Source organism: Rickettsiella endosymbiont of Miltochrista miniata (assembly GCF_964031245.1).
Lineage (GTDB): Bacteria > Pseudomonadota > Gammaproteobacteria > Diplorickettsiales > Diplorickettsiaceae > Aquirickettsiella.
In genome coordinates, this window is the sequence record NZ_OZ035017.1 from 503375 (window position 1) to 525082 (window position 21708).

Sequence of the window (21708 nt, forward strand, 5' to 3'; positions counted from 1 at the left end):
GAAATTGTTTTTTTCAAGCAGCAATTAACTGGCCATCTTCTATATGTAAAATTCGATCTAATCGACTTGCGAGACCCTGATCATGCGTGACAATAACTAAGCTGGTATTAAATTCTTCGTTGAGTTCGAGTAAAGTTTGATAAACTTGCTCTGCGGTGTGACTATCCAGATTACCAGTGGGTTCATCCGCTAATATACAAAGTGGATTGTTGACCAATGCTCTGACGATGGCAGTGCGTTGACGTTCTCCACCTGATAACTCACCCAGCTTATGATGTTGCCGATGTAACAGACCGACTTTTTTTAATAAAGTAAGTGCTTTTTTCTCGGCCAATGCAGGCTTAACACCCGACAATAATAATGGAATACATGTATTTTCTAACACGCTAAATTCGGGTAATAGATGGTGAAATTGATAAATAAAACCGAGATAACGATTACGTAGATGACTACGATGATTTTCGGTCAACTCCGCTAAATTTTGCCCGGCCAGAAAAACTTCACCTGAACTAGGACGATCCAATCCACCTAATAAATGCAGTAAGGTACTTTTTCCTGCACCTGAAGGACCAACGATAGCAATACGTTCGCGAGCTTGCACAGAAAAATTGATAGGTTTGAGTACTTCTACATACAGTGAGCCATCGTGAAAGGTTTTACTCAAACGAGTACAACTCAGCACAGCGGCATCCTGTTTAGATGATCTATTCATAACGTAAAGCCTCCGCAGGAAGTGTGCGTGCGGCTTTTAATGCCGGATAGATGGTGGCTAATAAACTCATACCCAAAGCAGCTAAACAGATATGGATAACGTCAGTTGTCTCAATCTTGGAAGGTAATTTATCTACGAAAAAGTAAACATTAGAAGCAAAAATTTGCACATGAAAGGCATGTTCGATAAAGCTTAAGATGTTGCTAACTTGAGAGGCCAATGCAATGCCACCGATTAAGCCCAATAAAGTCCCGCTAAAACCAATCACGCAACCTTGAACCATAAAAATACTTAAAATCGTACCTGGAGTCGCACCCAAAGTACGCAAAATTGCAATATCCGATTGTTTATCGGTCACCACCATCATTAACGATGAAACTAAATTAAATGCCGAGATCGCAATTAATAATAATAAAATAAAAAACATCATTCTTTTTTCTAGAGAAATAGCATACATCAAACTACCAAAGGTACTGGTCCAATCGGTTACAGTATAAGTGGGAGGTAATGCTTTATTAAGCGCACTCGAAACACTGGGTGCGGCATATAAATCATTCAACTTTAAACGTAAACCACTTACGCCTTGACCTAATTGAAACAGCGTTTGTGCATCTTTAAGAGCGATGTATGCCATGCTACTTTCAAATCCGAAACTTCGTCCAACACGAAAAATTCCACTGACAGTAAAAGTTTTAAAGCGAGGAATAATACCGACAGGGGTTAAGCTGACACTAGGTGTGATGACATTGACTTTATCACCGATTTGAATTCCCAAACCTAAGGCTAATTCTTCGCCCAGCACAATATTATACTGACCAGGCGCTAAGTTGAAATTACCTTCCACTATTTTATGTGGTATTTCAGAGACATTTTTTTCTAATTCTGGCAGTACGCCGGTGATCATAATCGGATGCGGTTGTCCTTGATCAACTAACATGCCTTGTCCGGCCGCATACGGGGCGCTGGCGATAACGTTAGCCTGTTGTGATACTTTTTGTGTTAGCGGAGCAATTTGCGTCAGTGGATGTCCATTTGTCGCCGTGATAGCGACTTGAGTTGCCATATTAAAGATACGATCGCGTATTGCGTCATCAAAGCCATTCATCACCGATAATACCGTAATCAACACCATCACACCGAGAGCGATACCTATCATCGATGTTAACGAAATGAACGAAATAAAATGATTGCGTTTTTTTGCGCGGGTATAACGCAAACCTATATATAGAGCGATAGGACGGAACACTAAGAACCCCTCAATGTTGTTAGGGAGGTAATATACCACTCACTGCAAAGAATGCGAATGTTTAATGCGGGGTATGTTTAATCATAAAGGGGTTGAATTAAACTCTTCTCGCTATATCTTTGTTTCGGTAGGTTCACCCATAGCAACGATGGCATGAAATCCACCATCGACATGGACTATTTCACCGGTAATACCGGAAGCCATATCAGAACAGAGGAAAGCCGCGGTATTTCCGACTTGTTCTGTGGTTGTATTTTGGCGTAACGGTGTAACGGCGGCATTGTAAGCCAGAATCTTGCGAAAACCAGAAATGCCTGATGCAGCGAGTGTGCGAATGGGGCCTGCGGAGATCGCATTAACGCGGATATGTTTTGGACCTAGGCTATTCGCTAGATAACGAACATTGGCTTCTAAACTCGCCTTAGCCAGGCCCATGATATTATAGTTTTGCAAAGCCTTTTCTGAACCAAGATAAGTGAGAGTCAGAATTGCTCCGCCGTTGGTTTGATCTTTCATCATCGGAAGGGCTGCTTTCGCTAACGCCGCTAAACTGTAACTACTGATGTCATGTGCAATTCTAAAGCCTTCCCGATTCACATTGTCGAGATAGTCACCTTGTAATTGGTCGGCAGGCGCAAAAGCAACTGAATGAACCAATATATCTAATCCATCCCAAGTGACATTGAGTTGTTTAAACAGCTCAGTAATATCTTCATCGCGACTGACATCGCAAGGAATGACGATGTCCGAATTGAAATCCCGATTAGCCATTTTAGTGACACGCTCTTTTAATTTTTCACCTTGATAGGCAAAGGCTAGCTTTGCTCCTTCACGATGCATGGCCTCAGCAATTCCGTAAGCAATCGATCGATCGCTGGCTAAACCAACAATTAATGCACGTTTATTATCTAGCAGACCCATGATTTTCCTCTTTGCTTCTGTTACTAAAATTATTTAATAATTCTCGAATTTTTGCTTTGATGAGTTCGATAGCAATACGGTTTTCGCCGCCACGTGGGACAATAATATCAGCATAATGTTTCGAAGGCTCTATGAATTGGGAATACATCGGGCGAACAGTTTGTTGGTATTGCGTTAACACGGCTTCAATTTCTCTACCACGTTCTATGACATCGCGTTTGATGCGACGAGTTAAACAAACGTCTAATGGAGTATCCATATAGATACGGATATCCATCAATTCCCTTAAGCTAATTTCCGCAAACAGCAAAATACCTTCTAAGACAATGATCGTATGTGGACCCAGCCGTCGGGTTTGTTGTTCACGAATATGTAACGTGTGATTATAAATCGGAATTTCTACGGATTTACCAGCCTGCAATTGTTTAAGATGACTGATGAGCAGATCATGATCAAACGCATCCGGGTGGTCATAATTGGTTTCTAAACGATTCTCAAAGGGGATGTTACTATTGTCTTTATAATAAGAGTCTTCAGAAATGACAGCGACTTGTTCCGAGCCTAGCTCTTTTACGATGGTATTGGCCAATAAACTCTTGCCCGAAGCAGAGGCCCCGGCGATACCGATGATGATACAGCGCTGAGTCATACAAACCTTAGTATGGAATAAATGCCCGTAAGTTAGCAGTTTTTTATAAAAAGGTAAATGGCATAAAGAATATTGAGAATCGATACATGCTTATTTAATATTTTTATTATATTAAGCAACGATTATATGTAAAAATATAACTAAGAAAAATTAATATCAAGGACTTTTTCTGTGACATTTTCTTACGCGCTATTATTAGGCGCTTTTTTTCTCGCCATCATGCAATGCAGTATTCCTTTAGTAGGGCTACATTACCAACATCCGAATTGGCTTAAATGGTTTAAACCAATAAGTTGGTCGCAATTTACGTTGATTGCGTTGGCTATACTAAGTTTAGCGTATGCTTTTTTAGTGAATGATTTTTCTTTTGTGTATGTGACGCAGAATTCTAATACTCATTTGCCTTGGTTTTATCGAATGTGTGCTTTATGGGGTGGACACGAAGGTTCGGTACTATTATGGGTTTTTATTTTAAATCTATGGACAGTCGCCGTTATCGTACTCAATCCGTTCTTGGAACGTGCCAACCTAGCGCGGATAGTGGCGGTATTGGGATTCATCAGCGCTGGTTTTTTATTATTTTTACTAACACTTTCGAATCCATTTAGTTTAGCAACACAAAGATTGATGGATGGGCGCGATCTGAATCCTTTATTACAAGATCCCGGCTTAATATTTCATCCACCTTTACTCTATATGGGGTATGTAGGTTTTTCGGTCAGTTTTGCGTTTGCCATCGCTGCATTATTAAGCGGTCGATTCGATAAGCAATGGGCAAACCGGATGCGACCTTGGACATTAGCCGCCTGGTGTTTTTTGACCTGGGGAATTGTATCCGGCAGTTGGTGGGCATATCGCGTATTGGGTTGGGGAGGGTGGTGGTTTTGGGATCCCGTAGAAAACGCCTCGCTATTACCTTGGTTAGCCGGCACCGCATTAATTCATTCCTTATTGGTGGTAGAGAAAGAAGAACTGTTCAAAACCTGGGTGATATTACTCGCCATATTAACATTTGCGTTAAGTTTAATCGGCACTTTTATAGTACGTTCCGGTATTTTAATTTCAGTGCATGCCTTTGCCGTTGATCCTTGGCGCGGTGTTTTCATGTTAGGTTTATTAGTGGTATTGATAGGAACGGCATTGTGCATTTATGCCTTCAAGATCCACACTGTTAAACAACCCATCGCTCAGATTAGCTTACTCTCGCGCACCGCACTGTTAATTGTGAATAATATTTTATTAAGTGTAGTGATATTTACCGTATTACTCGGAACATTGTATCCCTTAATCATTGAAGTATTAGGTTTGGGTAAACTATCCGTAGGCGCACCCTATTTTAATATTGTGTTTGCGCCATTTGCTATTTTATTATTATTTTTCATGGGTCTATCCTATTTAATTCCCTGGAAACAGAACGTACGCGCCGACGTTTTAAAAAAAATAGTCAGTATTCTGTTAAGTTCGTTCAGTCTCAGCTTTATTTTAATTATTCTGTTTAGTAAAGACATGCAATGGCAAGTGCTAATAGGTTTAGGTTTGACGTTATGGATCCTATTAAATACTTTGCAGTTGTTGGTCACATCGTTCAAAAAAAAATTAAGTTTAAAAAATATTCTTAAAACACAAGGCGCGATGTTAATCGCACATTTAGGCGTCGCTATTCTAGGCATGGGCATAATTTTAAGCAGCTATTATAGTCTTGAGCGTAATGTGCGAATGAGTATCGGAGATAATGTATCCTTAGCGGGCTATTCTTTTAAATTGCAACAAGTGTATGCCCTACAAGGACCCAACTACACGGGTGCGGTAGCCAATATTCAAGTGAACCATCAACACAATCAATTTCTACGTCCACAATTACGATATTATCCCATAACCGATGTCATGATCAGCAAACCTGCGATAGCCGTTGGACTTTGGCGGGATTTATATGTGTCGTTAGCTGAGCCGGTTGGCAAACAGACCTGGGCCTTGCGTTTTTATTACAAGCCTTTTGTGCGTTGGATTTGGATGGGTGGACTCTGCATGATGCTCGGCGGTGTATGGGCCATAGTTTCCAGACGCTATAAAAAATTTAAACCTTGATATCGATGCGTTATATTCTTCCGCTTATTGTTTTGTTGATCATGGTCTTTTTTTTATGGCAAGGGTTAGCAAAGGATCCTAATCTACTGCCATCACCATTAATCAATCAACCTATTCCAAAATTTTCAGCGAATGATTTGCTAAAAAAATCGACAATTTTAAGAAAAAAAATTTTTTTAAAGCGTTGGACGCTGCTGGTAGTATGGTCAAGCTGGTGTTTAACCTGTACCGAAGAACAGTCTTTTTTATTACATTTACGAGAAAATCATGGCATTGCAATTTATGGCTTAAATTACCGTGATGATTTGCAGCGCGCACGACGATGGCTCAGACAGCAAGGCAATCCCTTCCAAAAAATTATCTTTGATCCAGACGGTATGTTGGCTATCGATCTCGGTGTTTATGGCGTGCCGGAAAGTTATTTAATCGATCCGCAGGGCTTCATACGTTATAAGCACGTCGGTCCACTCACTGCAAGCGTTTGGACTCAACAAATGGCGAGATTAATCAAGGTATCCAATAGAAATCCCGATCATACTTATTAGGATTAAGCATGCTATTACATAGTAGAAAACTTTTAGCGCGGTTTGGTTTAAGCTGGATTTTTTGCTTGGTCATGTTGTTTTCCTCGTTAGCGTTTTCTGAGTCAAGTGAAATGTATGTCTTTAATTCCACGCCGAAAAAAAATCAATTTGAAACAATCATTCATGAAATGCGCTGTCTGGTTTGTCAAAATCAAAATTTAGCCGATTCGAATGCGCTACTCGCCAAAGATTTACGCTTAGTGATATATCGGCGTATCAAACATGGAGAATCGACAGGCCAGATAAGAAATTACTTAGTGAGTCGTTACGGTGATTTTATTTCATTTAAGCCCAATTTTTCATCTTTAACCTACTGCCTATGGCTAAGCCCATTTATTTTATTATTAGTTATTCTGTGCATACTATTATTTAAAATAAACAAAATTGGCATTCCGCCTTCTAGTAATTAATTTAATTTTACTGTCCTTTTAGACAGCTTAACTTTTATTTTTTATTTTTGCATAATTTTTTTAGAAAAAAATCATATTTTAAAAATTTAATTAGGCACCTATAAGGGATAAGAGAAGATGACAATAGTAAGCATAGAACTTTAATAAAAAGGTCAGCTGCTAGGAATTTTCAAGTTCAAGTATCTCTTGATTAGAAAGTCCCGTCACTTCTCGTATAAGAAAACGTATAGTATGTTTAATAAAACAAGGATCAGTTCTCATAGAAAACAGATTTGTGGCAACCTCTAAAGCTGCAATATGTTGACCTTTCGCAAACCCTTCTTGGTAAGCTTCTTTGTAGGCTTTTTGGTAAGCATCTTGGTAAGCTTCATCTTTTAATTTTTGTATTTGGTTCATAATGTCCTCGGGTAAGGTTTCAGCTAGGATTGAGTAGCCTAGAATTCTTAGTGGTATTAGCCGAATGTTCTTTTTTTAATGATTAACACCCAACTTTCCTTGGAGGTAAGTTAAGCTTTCTCTAATTCAGTTAAATCCAAATCAAGTAATTTGGCTACTTGTTTTACTGTATCTAAAGAATAACCTCCGGCTAAAAGGGTTTTCGCCACTTCATACCGTTCTTTTTTACGGCCTTGCTCTAGACCTAGCACAACGCCTTCTTGACGGCCTTGCTGTAGACCTTGCTGTAGACCTTGCTGTAGACCTTGCTGTAGACCTTGCTGTAGACCCTCTTCTCGGCTTAAACGTTCAAAACTTGTCACATAACTCATATTTTTCTCCTCTTCAAATGCATGAAGTTTCTCTTTAAATTCTAACTCTAAATCCTTGGGTATCACTAACGCCCAGTCTATCACCTTGAGCAAATTTATTACATAATCTCGGCCGCAACCCCTATCATATAATAATCGAGTCAAGTGCAGCTTCATAAGAAATCGAGCTTTAGGGTCTTTTTTAGTCTCTAAGAAAATAAGGTGAACTAAAACAACTATTGCAAAAGGGTTACTTGAAATCTCTAACTCTCGTTTCTTGTCACGATAGTCAAGTAGCTTATGGGTTTTGAAATTGAAAGTTAGTACCGAAAACCCAAAAACATCCCTCTGATAATTATAAGGACGCCAACTTTGGTTACTATCCGTCAAAACAGCTAAAGTTAAGATGGATTGATCATACTTGGTAAAAAGTTTACAGTAATATTGAAATAGTCGTTTAGAAAATTCTTTTTCTTTTTGAGCTTGCACTTCAATATGAATTAAGACAACTTCTTCTCTTCCATCTAAAGATTTAACCTTAACTAACTTATCAACAAAAGTTTTACCTAACATTGCGTCCGTTGTAATAGACTGTAGTTCATTATCTAAAGTTTCATAGGGTAATATCCAATTGATTTTCTGTGCGATTTCAGGATAGAAAAACTCCATAAACTCTTTAAAGTAAGCATCTAAAATATCTTTCCAAGCGGAGTCTTGATTGGCTCGTTGTTTATTTGCATACATTGCTATTCTTCCTTTTTTTTATAATGAACCGCAAAAGATTTTAACTTGATGAATATCTAAAAAGATATCATACTGTCTGATAAATAGTCTAAGGAAATTTAAATAAACGGTCAACTAAAAATTTTTATAACAATACAATAAAATTAATTTATATTATATTTTTTATTTTTCAGTATATAATATTTTTTTGAATGATTAATATTCAATTATCATGAATAATATAAAAACTGTTTCTGTTCTAAATAAATTGCATGAACAAGAAAAGCATTTTAAAAGAGATTTAGCGCAAACTTTTCTAGAATATTTAGATAGCTTACCAACAAATAAACGTATCGAACAAATGGAGGCTATACTCTATGAAAGAAATCTACCTACACTGGATCGACGCTTAACTCCACAAGAAAAGAAATGTCTTTTTTTAGCAAGTCAAGGAAAAGAAATTAAAGAGATGGCCAGCCTATTATGTTTATCTCAACGTACGATTAAATATCATCGAGCGAATATAATTAAAAAACTAGAAGTTGCAAATATTACAGCCGCTGCTACTTATTCCAGTCTCCAATATAAGATTAATGATTGTATAGATACTATATATTCGAGCTTATCTGGGATTCAAACCAATCAAATTTTTGCTGAAAACATTATACCTAGAATCCCAGGGAATGTTTACTGGTTAGATGAACAAGGTTTTGGGCCAGAATGCAATGACAATGTACTCAATATGTTTGGTTTTAAATCAGTTGATGAATTTAAAGGTTATTCTTTGCAGAAATGGGAGAAATTTGTAACTGGAGCCAAGAGGCGGTTTATTCTTTTAAGAGAGATAGTTTGGAGGTTTTACATTCAGGGCAAGCAAAACTTAATATTGAAGAGCCCGCTATAACAAATCGGGATGGTAACCGGATCAATTTTTTAACAAGTCGTATGCCTGTTTTAGATCGCAACAATAAAGTGACCAGTATTGTTGGAATTTCAATAGATATTACTGATAGAAAAAATTGTAAGGAAATTTAAACTTGGATAAAACATGTAAACCGTATATAGATCAAAGCGTAATTTTTTTACGAAGGAACCATAATTAGGACAACAATATTATAGAAAAAAAATCAAGTTTATGGGCGCGTACTTAAATTTATATTAGCGTTTAGTTAGTATCGGAGGTTAGCCAAGAAAGTGCCATTAAATATGTTATTGTAAGAAATCAAATTAAGGAGTATATGAGTAGCGCAATCGATAACATGACTTTTTTGAAATATTTAAAAATAATAAGAACATAGGAAAAAAAATGTATAAAAATGTTAATTTTAATAAAGATTTGTCCATAAAAAATATTATCTTAATAGACAAATATTCTAAGCTTGCTAAGCTATCTTTTCTAATTCTATGTTCTTTATAGAAAGAGAGATACCCATGAAAATAGAAAATTACCCTCTCACTAAATTAGAAGTTGCTATCATCGGCGGCGGATGGTACGGATGTGAAGTTGCTAAATCAATAAAAACAGAAAAACCAGAATTTTGCGTTACAATTTTTGAAAAAAATTCTGAGATAGTTGATGGAGTTTCTGGGACTTTTGGTAATAGACTCCATGTGGGTACGCACTATCCTCGCTCTTCAGTTACAAGAGAATTTTGTCATGAAGGGTATAAAGAATTTTATGCAGCTTATCCCGAGTTAATAAACGAGCATAGTCACTCAATCTATGGATTAGGTATTACTGATGCTGAAGGCAATCCATCAAAGGTTGGCAAAGATGAATTTGCAGCAGTTTGTCGCGAATTTGGAGATGCAAAGGAATTGCCAATTAGTAAATATCCTAATCTGCATTATGTTGCAGACATTAAGGAACCTAGCCTTGTTATGGGTACTCAATTGCGCAATTTTTTTAAGAAAAAATTAAAGAACATCGGAGTACATATACGTTGCAATGCGACTATTGTGAATATAAAAAGCGTTGATACTAAACTGGTTATCAAAACCATCGATGGAGAAAAGCTTACATTCGATTACGTTATCAATGCCACAGGATTTCAAGCATTACTACCGAAAGAGCCTTTGGGATTAAATATTTTTTATCAAGCTTGCTTTGCTTTAGTTTATACACAAAATATGCCATCAGTTAAACCGTTTTCTTTTATCGTAATGGATGGAAAATTTCCCTCATTAATGCCCTATGATGATCGTATTGATAAAAATAGTTCCGTCTCAAAATACATGTTGACACATGCATCTATCACGCTTTCTGAAAAATGTCATACTTTAAAAGATGCAGAAAATATATTTTCACAAATGGCTGCTTCTATGGAGGGCTCATTAAAAAATAAATGTGAAAATGAAATAAAGAGATTTTATCCAGATTTTGAGAAAGAATTTACTTATCTCACCTATATGGGTGTAGTTTTAGCTAAAGTTCAAACGCCAGAAGATTTTCGTGGCGCGATTACCTTCAAAGCAGGAGGGGTTATTTATTTTATTCCAGGAAAAATATCTAACGTTTTTCAAGTATCTCGAGAAGTGCTTTCTTTTATAAATTCAGAAAATATTCTCGCGGAAGAAAATTATTCTTATATTAAAGATGGAATATTTGATCGTGCTAAAAAATCATCCTTCCAGCAAACTTCTATTTCGAGGGTTTCTTTTTTTAGAAATAAGGCTTCAAATGAAGTTTTATCCTTATCTGAAATAGCACAAAATTCTATTTGCAAAAAATAATAAACATCGCTTAAAAGGTATTTTTATGAAAAGTGAAAAAAATTGGTTAAATAATAATTTAATTTTGCAGTTGGTGGATCTTTTACCCGTTTCTGTCTTTTGGAAAGATAGAAACGGTGTTTATTTAGGATGCAATATCAATTTTGCTTTAGCGCTTGGTTTTAATTCTATAGAAGAAATTTTAGGTAAAACAGATGATGATCTCGCAACGAGAGATTTGAGTGAACATTATCGAAAAGATGATAAAGAAGTTATTGTGTCGGGTGTTCCAAAATTGAATATTGAAGAAGAACAAAATTTTCCTGATGGTAGGAAGCTAACTATCTTAACAAGTAAAGTCCCTCTTTTTAGTAAAGACATGGAGATAATTGGAGTTTTGGGTGTTTATAATGATATTACGCCATTGAAGCGGGCTAAAGAAAAAGCTGAAGCTGCCAATCAAGCTAAAACTGAATTTATCATGAATATGAGCCATGATCTCCGTACGCCTTTGGCAGGAATAATTGGTCTTTCAAGTTTACAAATCAATGAAGCAACCAGTGCTCAGGAACAAAAATATGGTGAATGGATACATAATGCTGGAAATCAGCTTTTAGAATTACTTAATTCTGTGATAGAGGTAACTACTGCTGAGCATCAAATTGAAAACATAAAAAAAGAAAATATTAATTTACTGCAATTCGTAGAGGAACTACAAGCGCTGATGCAGCCCGCTATAGTAGCTAAGAGGTTGGATTTTCTTATAAAACTCGATAATCATTTGCCCCTGGTTATTAGCGACCGCATTAAACTTAAAAGAATTATACTTAATCTTTTATCAAATGCCTTAAAGTTTACAAAACAAGGAGCTATAAGTTTAACAATCAATTTATTAACCCTAACAGAAGATAAAGCCGCAATAAAAATATCGGTGATGGATACCGGTATTGGTATTAGTAAAGATAAACTTGAAAAAGTATTTGATCGTTTTTATCGTGTTCATCCCTCGTATCTTGCTGAATATACTGGTTATGGTCTTGGTTTATACTTAGTCAAAAAAGCTACCGAATTATTAGGTGGTAAAATAAACGTTTCTAGTGAAGAAGGAAAGGGTAGTTGTTTTAGTCTAGAGTTTAACTTTAGTTTAGCTGAACTAGATTCCAATGCTAAATCTCCTACAACTTCAGAACCGACGTTTGAGTTTCAAGGTATTGCGGACAAATTAAAGGGCGCAGTTCTGGTTGCTGAAGATAATACTTTAGTTTTATATGTCGTTAAAAAAATGTTAACAAGCTTAGGTTGCCAAGTTATAACGGCATCAACGGGCAAAGAAGCATTACAGGCTTTAAAAACGCAAGCGTTTAATTGGGGAATATTAGATATAGGTTTGCCGGGATCAGATGGGATAGAAGTCACAAAACAATATCGCGAATGGGAGCAGTTAAACAATAAGTCTCGGTTACCAATTTTTGCCTTGACTGCCCATGCCGAGGATAAAGTTGAGCACCATTGTAAAGCAGCAGGTTTTGATCAGGTTCTACTTAAGCCTTTTACTGAAAAGGATATCAAAATTATCCAAAAATTTTTACAATAAATTAAATCGTCGTATTTTTTCATCGACTTATTTTATAAGCTTTAAAAAACATATTTTTTAAAAAATTAATTAAAAAATTTATTTTTTTGTTATACTTCCTTAATAAATTACAAACATAATTATTTTTCGTTTGTAAATCGAAATTAAAAAAATATTTACATTGTTATTAGGAGTATATTGTTTGACACATAAAGTTGCTGTGGTTGGTGCTGGTATTATTGGAATGACCAATGCGATTGTTCTTTTAGAAAATGGATTTGATGTGACTGTTTTTACTAAAGATGATCCCTTAGCTACTAATTCAGATGCAGCGGTAGCAACCTGGTTTGCACCAAATAATGATAAGGCTTTATTACAAAAATATTGTTTAAAAAGTTTGGAAAAATTTGATGAGTTAATAAAATATAAAACCCCAGGTGTTGATAAGATTTCAGAGCTTCTTTATTTCAAAACAGAAAGTGATTTTAAAAATAGTGTTTGGGCAAAGGAATCAGTAAGAAAATTGGTTGAATTGTCTGAAGATACCGCTGCGCAATTAAAGATAGATGGTTTTCCGTTTAGTGTGTTGGTCAAAATACCGCTCATCAATCCTATTTTTTACCGTCCACATATGTTAGAACACTTTAAGGGTTTAGGCGGTAAATTAATAGAACAAGAAATAATTTCATTAAATGATCTGGTTAAGTCTTATCCTATTGTTATCAATAGCCCGGGCTGGGAAGCTAAGCAGTTAACGCTAGATGATTCTGTCTATCCCGTACGTGGTCAAACTGAAATATGTGTAATCCGAGATATAAAAAACGATTATTCGCTTAATGTGGAAGCTTTAAATGCTTATGTTGTTTTTCGTCCTGCAACCAAGGGCGATGGAGACTGTGTGCTTGGAACAACGTATCAAATTAATGATACGGACAGAAAAATTAGAGCGAGCGATAAACAAGATATTATTAGCAAAATCTCAACTTTTTTTCCGATCATAAAAGATGTTAACACTCACTCAAAAGTAGGGATCCGTTGCGGCCGTAATGAAGTGCGCGTCGAGGAACAAAGAGTCGGTGAATCCATGATAGTGCATTGCTATGGACACGGTGGCAGCGGCTATAGCGCCTCTTGGGGAAGTGCTCATAAAGTTTTGGAGCATTGTAATGAGTTTGTAAATGCTAAGACTCAACAAGCTAGACCAAAAATTTAATCTTTCTTCGATTTGTTATGTCTATTCTGATAGTCCGTATTAAGACTAAACGGATTAAAATTAGTTTGCGTATCGTAGATATCTAAATTTTCAATTACTTTTAAATGTTTAGCGAGACGTATTGAAAAGGGTAACAGCAAGAGCTCGATAGAGACCATAAATGCCCATGAGGCTAACATATGGTGTATGAAATGTTTAATGTTTGGAATCAAGTCATAAAAGGCGATAGGCGCATAGATCAATTCATTAAACGTATAAGCCGTTAAAGTAGATCCTATAAATCGTAGGCCCATATACTTACCTTTTAAGCTGATTTTTAGTTTGGCCACTATATAAGAATTAATGCTTTCGGTGATTAAATAACTTAATATCGCCGCTAAAATGATACGATTGTTGGTATATAAAAAAGTGGTTATAGCGACTCGTGAGATAGAATCAGGAGCAAGTAAAGCGATAACTAGTTGGCCATAGAGGATGAAGATTAAAAAAAATAATAGGGCTGTCCATACCGCCATTCTTGCATGCTTATATCCATAGACTTCGGTAATAATATCAGAAATGAGATAGGTTAAAGGAAATACTATCGAGCCAGCTCCCGTATTGAGTCCAAAGATATGTATTTGTCTTGGGTCAAACCAATTAGAAGCGAAAAAAATCAACGTATAGGCAAAGATGAATAGCCATAAATATTTTTGTCTAATACTGCTGGGTTGCACACCATCGATCTTTGCCGCTTCTAAGCTCATACCTTAGCTTTCCTTCAAATTTATTTTTTAATTACATGCTAGCTATCTAAAGGCTTAAGTTGTTAAATCCATTATTTCCAGGAATGTAATTTACTTCAAATTTAAAAAAATTAAACTGTGTGTTTTGGTCATATATGTCTATTGTTTCTATTTTTTTTACTTTTTCAATTAAAAAAATGATGAACGGTAAGCTAATAAGCAAAGTGAGCACGCTAATAAAAGCAGTTGAAATGAATTTTAGATCAATAAAAGCTTCATTATAGTTAATAAGATTAAAAATTGTTCCACTGATAACCATCGAAAATAAAACCGAAATAGCCAGTCGAAATTTTATATAATATCCATTCAATCTCAGTTTTAATTTTGCAAGGAAAAATATATTAAATGGTTCGGCAACATAATAACTTAGCATAAAGATAAACGAGCTTTTTAAATACGTCGTTAGGATCGAATTAAACGTTAGGTTATGGACGGCATAACTGGGACTAGGTAAATTGATTATAAATAGCGCATAAAAAATTGACAGCATATTGAAAAAAAATCCACACCATACCGCGCGTCTGGCGTTTTTATAGCCATAAACCTCGGCAATGAAGTTAGATAATAGAAAAGTAATAGGGCAAATAAGTATTCCTGCATTAACCGTTATATGTTGGAAAGAAATGCTGCATATAACAAACCAACTGCTAAGTAGGCTCAACATGGCATAGGTTAGTGTTAAATACCATAAGCATTTAGCATCTAAATTAAGATAAAAATTATTATTCGGTTTTTGGCTGATCAATCTTAACTTCCTCGAAAGTGATAACTAAACCCTTAGCAATGGTTTTCCCAACGGCTAAACCCACTTTTTCATTAATTTTTGGGTGGGATTTTTTTAAATCACCGGCATTAAAGTCATTCCATGTTTCTTTAAAGATATGTCGTTTAAAAGGAAGGGCACAGGTAACAATGAGATAATTATTTTTCATGCATAGACTATGCGGTCTAATTTTTTCTCTATTTATACCAAGATAAAGACAAAATAAACTATCGAGTTTTTTTGCTAACATTTTTAATAGCATAGACCTCCATGTGGCTGTTAAGTTTTAGCGTTGACTTGTACTACCACTCCAAGGATAGAATGTAATTGTGGGTTTAAAATCAGTGGAGGGGTGCTATTATCATAAGCCATTAGCAATGTTGTATTGGTCTCAAGATTAATTTTTCTAATCAAAATTTGACGATTATTTTCTATTTTAACGGCAATTAAGCTCTCGTTTTCTAGCGCTGCATTCGGATCAATGATAAAAATGGATCCTTTTTTAAAGATAGGTTTAATTTCTTCTTCGGATAACAGCGCAATTAAGTCTTTAGCTGTAGTATTTAACTTAATCTGTATTTGGCCAATTTTATCCTGCGTGGTTGCATTAAAAGAATAAAGCGGTAATTCGGTCTCTTTATTAAAAAAAAATGGTTGTTGATCCTGAATAGTTATTTCTAATTCGTTGCTAAGTCCCATCAATAAATCATTAACCGTGATATTGAAACCATCTAATTTAAAAAACTCGACAATTTTATATAAGGTATCAATTCTAGGATTGTTAACACGTTTAGTGGGTTCTATATGAATTAATCTTAACAAGACAGAATGTGGCATATTTAATGATTTTGCTAGCCGGTACAGCGTGAAGTTGACACCATCACGCGCTGACTTCATCTGCATTAGGGTTCTTAAGGTAAGATGTATTTTATTAGCATTCATTGTTGCGCTTCACTATTATTTATTTGCGATATTTTTTTCATATTTGATACTATATCTTAAAGCACATGCTGATCCATAACTTAGACTGTGTATTATTTATTACAAGCTACCGTATATTGAATAACTATTCAATTTTTTTGTCAGTATTTTTTTATAAAAAATAAAAATAAATTAAATCGATAATAGTTGATACTTTCTCAACCATTAGTATCAAATTATATTTGTTCATAAATAATGGAATTAATTTTTTTTCAAAGAAAGATTTATATGGATGTCATAGCTACAAAAGTTATATTTGCGGAAATTGCTACATAGTTAAGATAGGTAATAGGTACTCGCCTTTAATTTCCGTCCTATTAGTACTGGCTTTACTAAAGAGAGGGGGGAAATGTTCAGTTTGCCTATCAAGCGGTTTTGAAGAATTATTTTCTCCTTCTTGGTTATTTAACTTTGGCGGTGTACTCTGAGAATACTCCTGATTCATGTCTAAGACTGTTGATGTACTGATTGGACTTGCCCGGTTCATGCCTAAAAATGTTTTTCTTAAATAGGTGTTAAGTTTAGGTATCCAATTTTCAAGTATATAACTTCCTAGTAATAGGGAGAGGATAGGAGCTCCCGTCATGCCTACTATTAATAAATAAGCAAGGGCAGAAGAGGGTGTTGGGAACAAAACGACTAAGCCTATCGCCAAACAACAAATTGCCACAAGTCCTATAACTATAGTACTTATAGCTAATCCTAAAGATAATCCATATAATAATTTATTTTTTAAACTTATTTCTGGCATGGCCACTATCTCATTGAGGGGAAACTACTGACATTCGAATAGCGGCTAGAAGTTTGATTATCCTCTTTATCAAAGTCATCTCTTTTTTGCTTATAAAAATCACAGTAAGCTTTTTTATCAGGAAATGTACTCAGAAGCTGCTCTAAATCTTTGATTTCCTTTTTAGTGACCTCGATGTCTTGTTGATATTTCAGAATGTCAGCCTCGTACTTAACGTACATACGATAATTATGATCAAGTTTTTCTCCTAACTGACTTATTTCGTCGGGGTTTTGAGATGCTTGCGTTAAAGCTGTACTTAATTTTCGCTCTGAATCGTTAACAAACCCTAATCTTCCATTTTTTAATTGAATCGAATCATTAAGCAACTCATTCAATGAACGTAAATGCTCTCTTTTTGGATTCAATTGAACGAGTAAATTCTTAGTATCCATTTTTTAATCCTTGAGTAGGTTTATGCTCGTTCATTATGATACATTTTTTAAAACATGATTAACAGTTTATTTGTAGTGGACAACGCTGAGTTACTAATTTTTAAGTCTTTTTTGTGAGATAGGTTGGTCGAGATGAGAGGACCCCCGGCCCCTAACTCCCGAAGCTGATGTATAGTTTAAAAAACAATTAATAATCAAACACTTGTGATACTTTGCGCTAATGATAAGCAATTGAAAACCACGGTGATTTTGGTACATTCTATTTCGGCCTGGTACAATTCTGGTACATCTATTTTTTTGAAAATTTTATAAAAAAATAAATTAATTTTTATAATCTTTAAAAAAGATAATCCTTTTGATCTAGTCAACTTAAAAAATATAGCTTAGACTTTAAAAGCTACGAAAATAATAGGAAACACTACAATAAAAGGAGTCTTTATGCCCCAAGAAACTAATAATAATACCCATGCATTTGATCTCGCCTTCAATCGATTTATACACGATGGTTTTTTTGAGTTAGATAATTCAGTTTTACATTTAGGACAGCTTAATCGACTTCAAGAATATATGTATGGTGAACGTAATCCAGAAATTCCTTACTATCAATTTCATTTAAACAACGTTTATCTTATTCCACATTATATCTTTGAAGATGTCATCGCCGGTGCAATTACAGAGCATGAACATGTGGTTGGGAATGATCATCGTGATAAGCATGTTGATGCTCATTTGGTCAGGATGCTTGCTCCTACGAATAACTTTAATTTGGGGCTACCCATTACAACTCAAATCACTGATTTTAGTAGTCAAAAAAATCATTTTGAAAGAACATTATTTAGTTTATTAACGCTTCCTTCAACCTGGGATGAGATTCACTTAAATGGCGCTTATTTTTCTTACGAGAATAAAGATCCGCCATTGAGCTTTAATTTTTCAAATAATTTGTTAAGAAAATTGGAAAAAACAGAAACTATCTTAAAAAAATTGAGTTTAACGGGGATAGACTTTGAACAAAAAATATTGATTGAAACACTAGCAAGGGCTTCAGAATTAGAGTTCTTAGGTTTAAAAATAGATTGGCAGCATGATTATGACTTCCATTGGTTAATCCCTGAATTAGCCAAGCATCCCAGCCTAGTGACGCTGGATTTAGGAGATATTCCGCTTCAAAGAATGAGTTATAACAGTTTGATTTCATTAGTTTCTAAGAATTATCGAATCAATGAAATTAGATTTACAGAGCCAGTAGCTGAACAGTTTATTGGATTAGAAGGAGTTCACGAAGCGATCAGACAACGGTTAGCAGGAGATAGAGAAGAACAGTTTAAATCGGAACAATTAAGCGAAGATAAATTGGTGTCTTTAGCTGAAGAAGCCATCCAATTCAATCATGTAGAGTATCTACAAGTCGTCTTAAGCTATCAACTGGGTTTAGGTACGATTACTGCAGAAGATAAAGAAGAAAATAAGGAAATTTGGTTGCAAAGGGCTTGCAGTATCTTACCTGAAGTCTATAAAAATCATCCCGAGTATTTGCAAGAAGCTTCGTCTCTGGTTTCGCTTGATTTAAGCCGGCCTTTTAAAGCTACGGGTAAAACCATTGGCTATTATTTATTAGAAAAGGCTTTTAGGATAAAGAGTGGGGGAAGTATTCAATTATTGTTACAGGCGGGAGCTAATATATTTGAGACACCTAAGGATCAAAGAATATTTTTATTAAAACGCTTATTTGATGGAAACGAATGCCCACCCTGGAAAGAAGCGGTGATAGAACATATTCAGCAAAATTTAAGTATTTTAGCACCGGGAATCTCTAAGTTACATCACTTTTTTGATTTATATGTCACGTTTAACAATATAAAAAAGCATCTTGATAACTATTTAGATAAATTAAAAACTCGAATGACGCATCCAGTTTATATACAGGTAATTACCGGCGTGCATGCATTTTTAGGCGAAAGATACCAACAATACATCCAAAGTTTACATAGTTTAGTGGATTCCATTGAAGCAGTTACCAGCAAAAGACTCAATGCAGAAGGAAATATTGCCTATGAGTCTATGGTGGAGTTGATGAACTATAGTAGAAAAATGATAGAAGATGCAAAAAAAGCCAATCGAGGTTATTTACATCGCTCTGAATTCAACGATGGTTTGATAAGCTTAGGAGAAGAATTACATTACGAAATCGATCGTTGCAAAGATATTCTCCATCATCGAGAACTCACGCTGGCTAAAGCTATCAGTGTCTCTCCTCAACTCGAAGAGATCCAAGCACAAAGAGAGACAAATCAGGAAGAAAGAAGAGGCCAAGGGAAACAATTAAATATTCAAATAGAAAATAATAATATTTTACAAGCTCAGTTAAACGAACAAATAAGAGAAAATAATTTTTTACGAGAACAAGTTAATATTCAAGGAGCTCAAATTAAAGAATTAAGTAAAGTAATAAACCCACTCGTAGGTAAACAGGTTAATCCGGTGCAGGAAGAAACCAATAGGGCTGGGCCAAGTTTATTTAGACGCTAGCGTACCATGGAGAGTTCATGAAAGAAGTAATGCTGACTATGTTATTGCAAGACATTGGCCAGCGACTTTCTCATAAACCCTTTAAATGGATGTCCTGGTGGTGGGGACTAAGATGGGGAGCTTTTATAGAGATCCATCCCCCACTAACCGAAAAGACCCCCTTGTGGCAACGTGATGATAATAACCTAAAAAGTATACGACTCTTTAGGCTTACTCCTAACCAATTACAGATTGAGATCACTCATTACTGGGAAAAACCTTTTTGGCAGAGATGGTTATTACGTTTATTTACCTCCATCGGAAGTAAGATTACGATTTGGGCTTATTACCAGCGGTGTCTTTCATTTAAAGCTATACGGAAACAATATCTAATTGTTGACCAAACTCTAGTATGCAATGAACCAGAACAAAAACTAATGAGCGTGTTAGTTACTGCATTAAGCCGGGACAATCTAATCTTGGAGCAACGTTTAGAAAAATATTCCGGTAATTTAGAGTGGATGCAAAAAAACTTTAGCTCGGTATTAACAAATCATGAGAAGAAAAAACGTCGTTCTTTTTTAGGCTTAATGGAAAAACACTTAAAAAAATTACCCCCGGAATATGATCTGTATTTAATAAGAAGGAAATTAAAAAAAGAATATCAGGAGATTGAAAAAATGCTAAGGGCTTATTTAAAAGATGGTCAAAGTACTTTCAGTGAGCAGCATACATCAACACAATCTGAAGCCGGTGACAATGCATTGGTTTATGTAGGACCTACAATAAAAACAGAAAGAGCCATAAACCTCTCCTCCGAAAGTGATCTAAGTTGTTCCATGAAATCAATTAATCTTTGGGTTAATCGTAGACGTCAAGTTATTGATGCTCTTTTACAAGAAGAATTATCCGAAGAAGAACAAACAAATAAAATAAAAATAGTTTTGGAAGAGAGTCTAAACAGTTTAAGTTCACATATAGATCCCCAGGTAGAAGGTTATCAACGAATCGTAAAGGAAGCTATCCAAGGAAAAGTTAATTATCGAGAAGTTATCGAATGGTCAAAATCTCTGCAATCCAGTTTATTAAAACTTTATCGAAATGGCGTTCGTCTGTTTCATCCAGATAAGATCAATGGTTCGGTGGGCTTACAAATGTTGTTGACGGATTTATTTCAACAATTTAAACGATCCTCAGAATCTGCCATGGAGAAAATCCAACGAGGACAAGAATCCTTAAAAGAATGGTTCGGCTATTCACCTGAATTAGAATTAAGAATCGGGCAGCTATTACGAGAAATGACAGAAGAGCGGATACGACATAGTGAATTCATGAAACAAAAACTTAATGAGCTTGGAGAGTTACAAAAATCTAATATAGAGCAATTTAATGTCCTAAAACAACAAGTTAAGGATAATAAAGAGATTGTTGATGCTAATGGTGAAGAAATTAAAAAATTAACCAAGTTAGTAAAACAGTTTCTGCCTATCTCTGAAAATCAAGCACAGGAACAAGAAGAAAGTGAAAAAGCTACCGCAAGTTTTTCACCTAGGCCGTAAATAGCATTCACATAATACATGGGCTTCATGGCATGTGCAAAATGGAACTTCGTTGTATGAGTTGCAGCAATTAGGAGGTTGGTCTTCTTTTGATATGGTATTGCGTTATGCGCACTTGAGCAGTCACCATTTAAAAAAGGCAGCAGAGAGAGTTTACGTTACAAATTCCCTACATTCGGATTGTGTGGCATGACGATCAGTTTGTTACATGTGGTAAGAAACAACAGTATTTTCAGATGTTAGTCGTGGTCGGGATGAGAGGATTCGAACCTCCGGCCCCTAACTCCCGAAGTTAGTGCTCTACCAAGCTGAGCTACACCCCGTATTTGACGAACAGGTCAAAAACTGCGAAG

General features: G+C 35.5%; 23 protein-coding genes and 1 tRNA gene. 11 read left to right on the plus strand and 13 right to left on the minus strand.

Annotated elements, in window-relative coordinates; translation table 11 throughout:
* Nucleotides 1-13: 13 nt before the first annotated feature.
* The 4 genes from lolD to udk form a co-directional block, all read right to left on the minus strand.
* Nucleotides 14-712 carry a lipoprotein-releasing ABC transporter ATP-binding protein LolD gene (lolD, locus tag AAHH40_RS02280; RefSeq protein ID WP_342220509.1) on the minus strand — a complete coding sequence of 233 codons (699 nt, stop codon included), beginning with the start codon at nt 710-712 and terminating at the stop codon, nt 14-16.
* Entirely contained in the window at nt 705-1958 is a 1254-nt protein-coding gene (locus AAHH40_RS02285) for a lipoprotein-releasing ABC transporter permease subunit (protein ID WP_342220510.1), read from the minus strand. The genes lolD and AAHH40_RS02285 overlap by 8 nt, the downstream gene beginning before the upstream one ends.
* 111 nt (nt 1959-2069) lie before the next feature.
* A complete protein-coding gene (locus AAHH40_RS02290) occupies nt 2070-2879 on the minus strand; it encodes an enoyl-ACP reductase (protein ID WP_342220511.1) in 810 nt (269 codons plus the stop codon).
* Nucleotides 2863-3528, minus strand: a complete 666-nt coding sequence (gene udk / locus AAHH40_RS02295) for a uridine kinase (RefSeq protein ID WP_342220512.1) — start codon at nt 3526-3528, stop codon at nt 2863-2865. Before udk ends, AAHH40_RS02290 begins: the two co-directional genes overlap by 17 nt.
* 171 nt (nt 3529-3699) lie before the next feature.
* Between udk and AAHH40_RS02300 the strand changes: the two genes are divergently transcribed.
* From AAHH40_RS02300 to AAHH40_RS02310, 3 genes are read left to right on the plus strand one after another with little or no spacing between them, the layout of a single operon-like run.
* Nucleotides 3700-5613, plus strand: a complete 1914-nt coding sequence (locus AAHH40_RS02300; protein ID WP_342220513.1) for a heme lyase CcmF/NrfE family subunit — start codon at nt 3700-3702, stop codon at nt 5611-5613.
* 5 nt (nt 5614-5618) lie between these two features.
* The gene (locus AAHH40_RS02305) at nt 5619-6158 is read left to right on the plus strand and encodes a DsbE family thiol:disulfide interchange protein (protein WP_342220514.1); all 540 of its coding nucleotides are present in this window, start codon (nt 5619-5621) and stop codon (nt 6156-6158) included.
* Nucleotides 6159-6166: 8 nt separating this feature from the next.
* Complete coding sequence (locus tag AAHH40_RS02310) at nt 6167-6607, plus strand: cytochrome c-type biogenesis protein (protein WP_342220515.1); 441 nt, start codon at nt 6167-6169, stop codon at nt 6605-6607.
* Nucleotides 6608-6766: 159 nt separating this feature from the next.
* Here the strand turns inward: AAHH40_RS02310 and AAHH40_RS02315 are convergent, their stop codons facing one another.
* On the minus strand, nt 6767-7003 hold the full coding sequence (locus AAHH40_RS02315; protein ID WP_342220516.1) for a hypothetical protein: 237 nt from the start codon (nt 7001-7003) through the stop codon (nt 6767-6769).
* Nucleotides 7004-7113: 110 nt separating this feature from the next.
* Complete coding sequence (locus tag AAHH40_RS02320; protein WP_342220517.1) at nt 7114-8097, minus strand: hypothetical protein; 984 nt, start codon at nt 8095-8097, stop codon at nt 7114-7116.
* A 211-nt stretch (nt 8098-8308) separates the two neighbouring features.
* Here AAHH40_RS02320 and AAHH40_RS02325 point away from each other — a divergent pair, with 211 nt between their 5' ends.
* The 5 genes from AAHH40_RS02325 to AAHH40_RS02340 all read left to right on the plus strand — a co-directional run bounded on the left by AAHH40_RS02325 (nt 8309) and on the right by AAHH40_RS02340 (nt 13574).
* The gene (locus AAHH40_RS02325) at nt 8309-8980 is read left to right on the plus strand and encodes a helix-turn-helix transcriptional regulator (protein WP_342220518.1); all 672 of its coding nucleotides are present in this window, start codon (nt 8309-8311) and stop codon (nt 8978-8980) included.
* Nucleotides 8869-9111 carry a PAS domain S-box protein gene (locus tag AAHH40_RS07660; protein WP_425287968.1) on the plus strand — a complete coding sequence of 81 codons (243 nt, stop codon included), beginning with the start codon at nt 8869-8871 and terminating at the stop codon, nt 9109-9111. The genes AAHH40_RS02325 and AAHH40_RS07660 overlap by 112 nt, the downstream gene beginning before the upstream one ends.
* Nucleotides 9112-9507: 396 nt before the next feature.
* Complete coding sequence (locus tag AAHH40_RS02330; RefSeq protein WP_342220519.1) at nt 9508-10809, plus strand: FAD-dependent oxidoreductase; 1302 nt, start codon at nt 9508-9510, stop codon at nt 10807-10809.
* A gap of 25 nt (nt 10810-10834) precedes the next feature.
* Entirely contained in the window at nt 10835-12382 is a 1548-nt protein-coding gene (locus tag AAHH40_RS02335; protein WP_342220520.1) for an ATP-binding protein, read from the plus strand.
* Nucleotides 12383-12563: 181 nt separating this feature from the next.
* Nucleotides 12564-13574: an FAD-dependent oxidoreductase gene (locus AAHH40_RS02340; RefSeq protein ID WP_342220521.1), complete on the plus strand. Its 1011-nt coding sequence runs from the start codon at nt 12564-12566 to the stop codon at nt 13572-13574.
* Here AAHH40_RS02340 and AAHH40_RS02345 read toward each other — a convergent pair.
* The 6 genes from AAHH40_RS02345 to AAHH40_RS02370 form a co-directional block, all read right to left on the minus strand.
* On the minus strand, nt 13571-14320 hold the full coding sequence (locus AAHH40_RS02345) for a queuosine precursor transporter (RefSeq protein WP_342220522.1): 750 nt from the start codon (nt 14318-14320) through the stop codon (nt 13571-13573). The genes AAHH40_RS02340 and AAHH40_RS02345 overlap by 4 nt on opposite strands.
* Before the next feature lie 46 nt (nt 14321-14366).
* Nucleotides 14367-15104 (minus strand): VUT family protein, encoded by a 738-nt coding sequence (locus AAHH40_RS02350; protein WP_342220523.1) that lies wholly within the window; start codon nt 15102-15104, stop codon nt 14367-14369.
* A complete protein-coding gene (locus AAHH40_RS02355) occupies nt 15082-15384 on the minus strand; it encodes a hypothetical protein (protein ID WP_342220524.1) in 303 nt (100 codons plus the stop codon). Before AAHH40_RS02355 ends, AAHH40_RS02350 begins: the two co-directional genes overlap by 23 nt.
* Nucleotides 15385-15401: 17 nt before the next feature.
* On the minus strand, nt 15402-16064 hold the full coding sequence (locus tag AAHH40_RS02360) for a S24 family peptidase (RefSeq protein ID WP_342220525.1): 663 nt from the start codon (nt 16062-16064) through the stop codon (nt 15402-15404).
* Between the two features lie 307 nt (nt 16065-16371).
* Nucleotides 16372-16854 carry a hypothetical protein gene (locus tag AAHH40_RS02365; RefSeq protein WP_342220526.1) on the minus strand — a complete coding sequence of 161 codons (483 nt, stop codon included), beginning with the start codon at nt 16852-16854 and terminating at the stop codon, nt 16372-16374.
* A 5-nt stretch (nt 16855-16859) separates the two neighbouring features.
* Entirely contained in the window at nt 16860-17288 is a 429-nt protein-coding gene (locus AAHH40_RS02370) for a hypothetical protein (RefSeq protein WP_342220527.1), read from the minus strand.
* Nucleotides 17289-17726: 438 nt separating this feature from the next.
* On the opposite strand from AAHH40_RS02370, the gene AAHH40_RS02375 reads away from it, so the two are divergent.
* From AAHH40_RS02375 to AAHH40_RS02385, 3 genes are read left to right on the plus strand one after another with little or no spacing between them, the layout of a single operon-like run.
* Nucleotides 17727-19817 (plus strand): hypothetical protein, encoded by a 2091-nt coding sequence (locus AAHH40_RS02375; RefSeq protein WP_342220528.1) that lies wholly within the window; start codon nt 17727-17729, stop codon nt 19815-19817.
* 17 nt (nt 19818-19834) lie between these two features.
* On the plus strand, nt 19835-21355 hold the full coding sequence (locus AAHH40_RS02380; protein ID WP_342220529.1) for a hypothetical protein: 1521 nt from the start codon (nt 19835-19837) through the stop codon (nt 21353-21355).
* A 34-nt stretch (nt 21356-21389) separates the two neighbouring features.
* Nucleotides 21390-21548, plus strand: coding sequence for an integrase (locus AAHH40_RS02385; RefSeq protein ID WP_342220530.1), 159 nt, complete (start codon nt 21390-21392; stop codon nt 21546-21548).
* 53 nt (nt 21549-21601) lie between these two features.
* On the opposite strand, the gene AAHH40_RS02390 is transcribed toward AAHH40_RS02385, so the two are convergent.
* Nucleotides 21602-21678: transfer RNA gene (locus tag AAHH40_RS02390), tRNA-Pro, on the minus strand.
* Between the last annotated feature and the right edge of the window lie 30 nt (nt 21679-21708).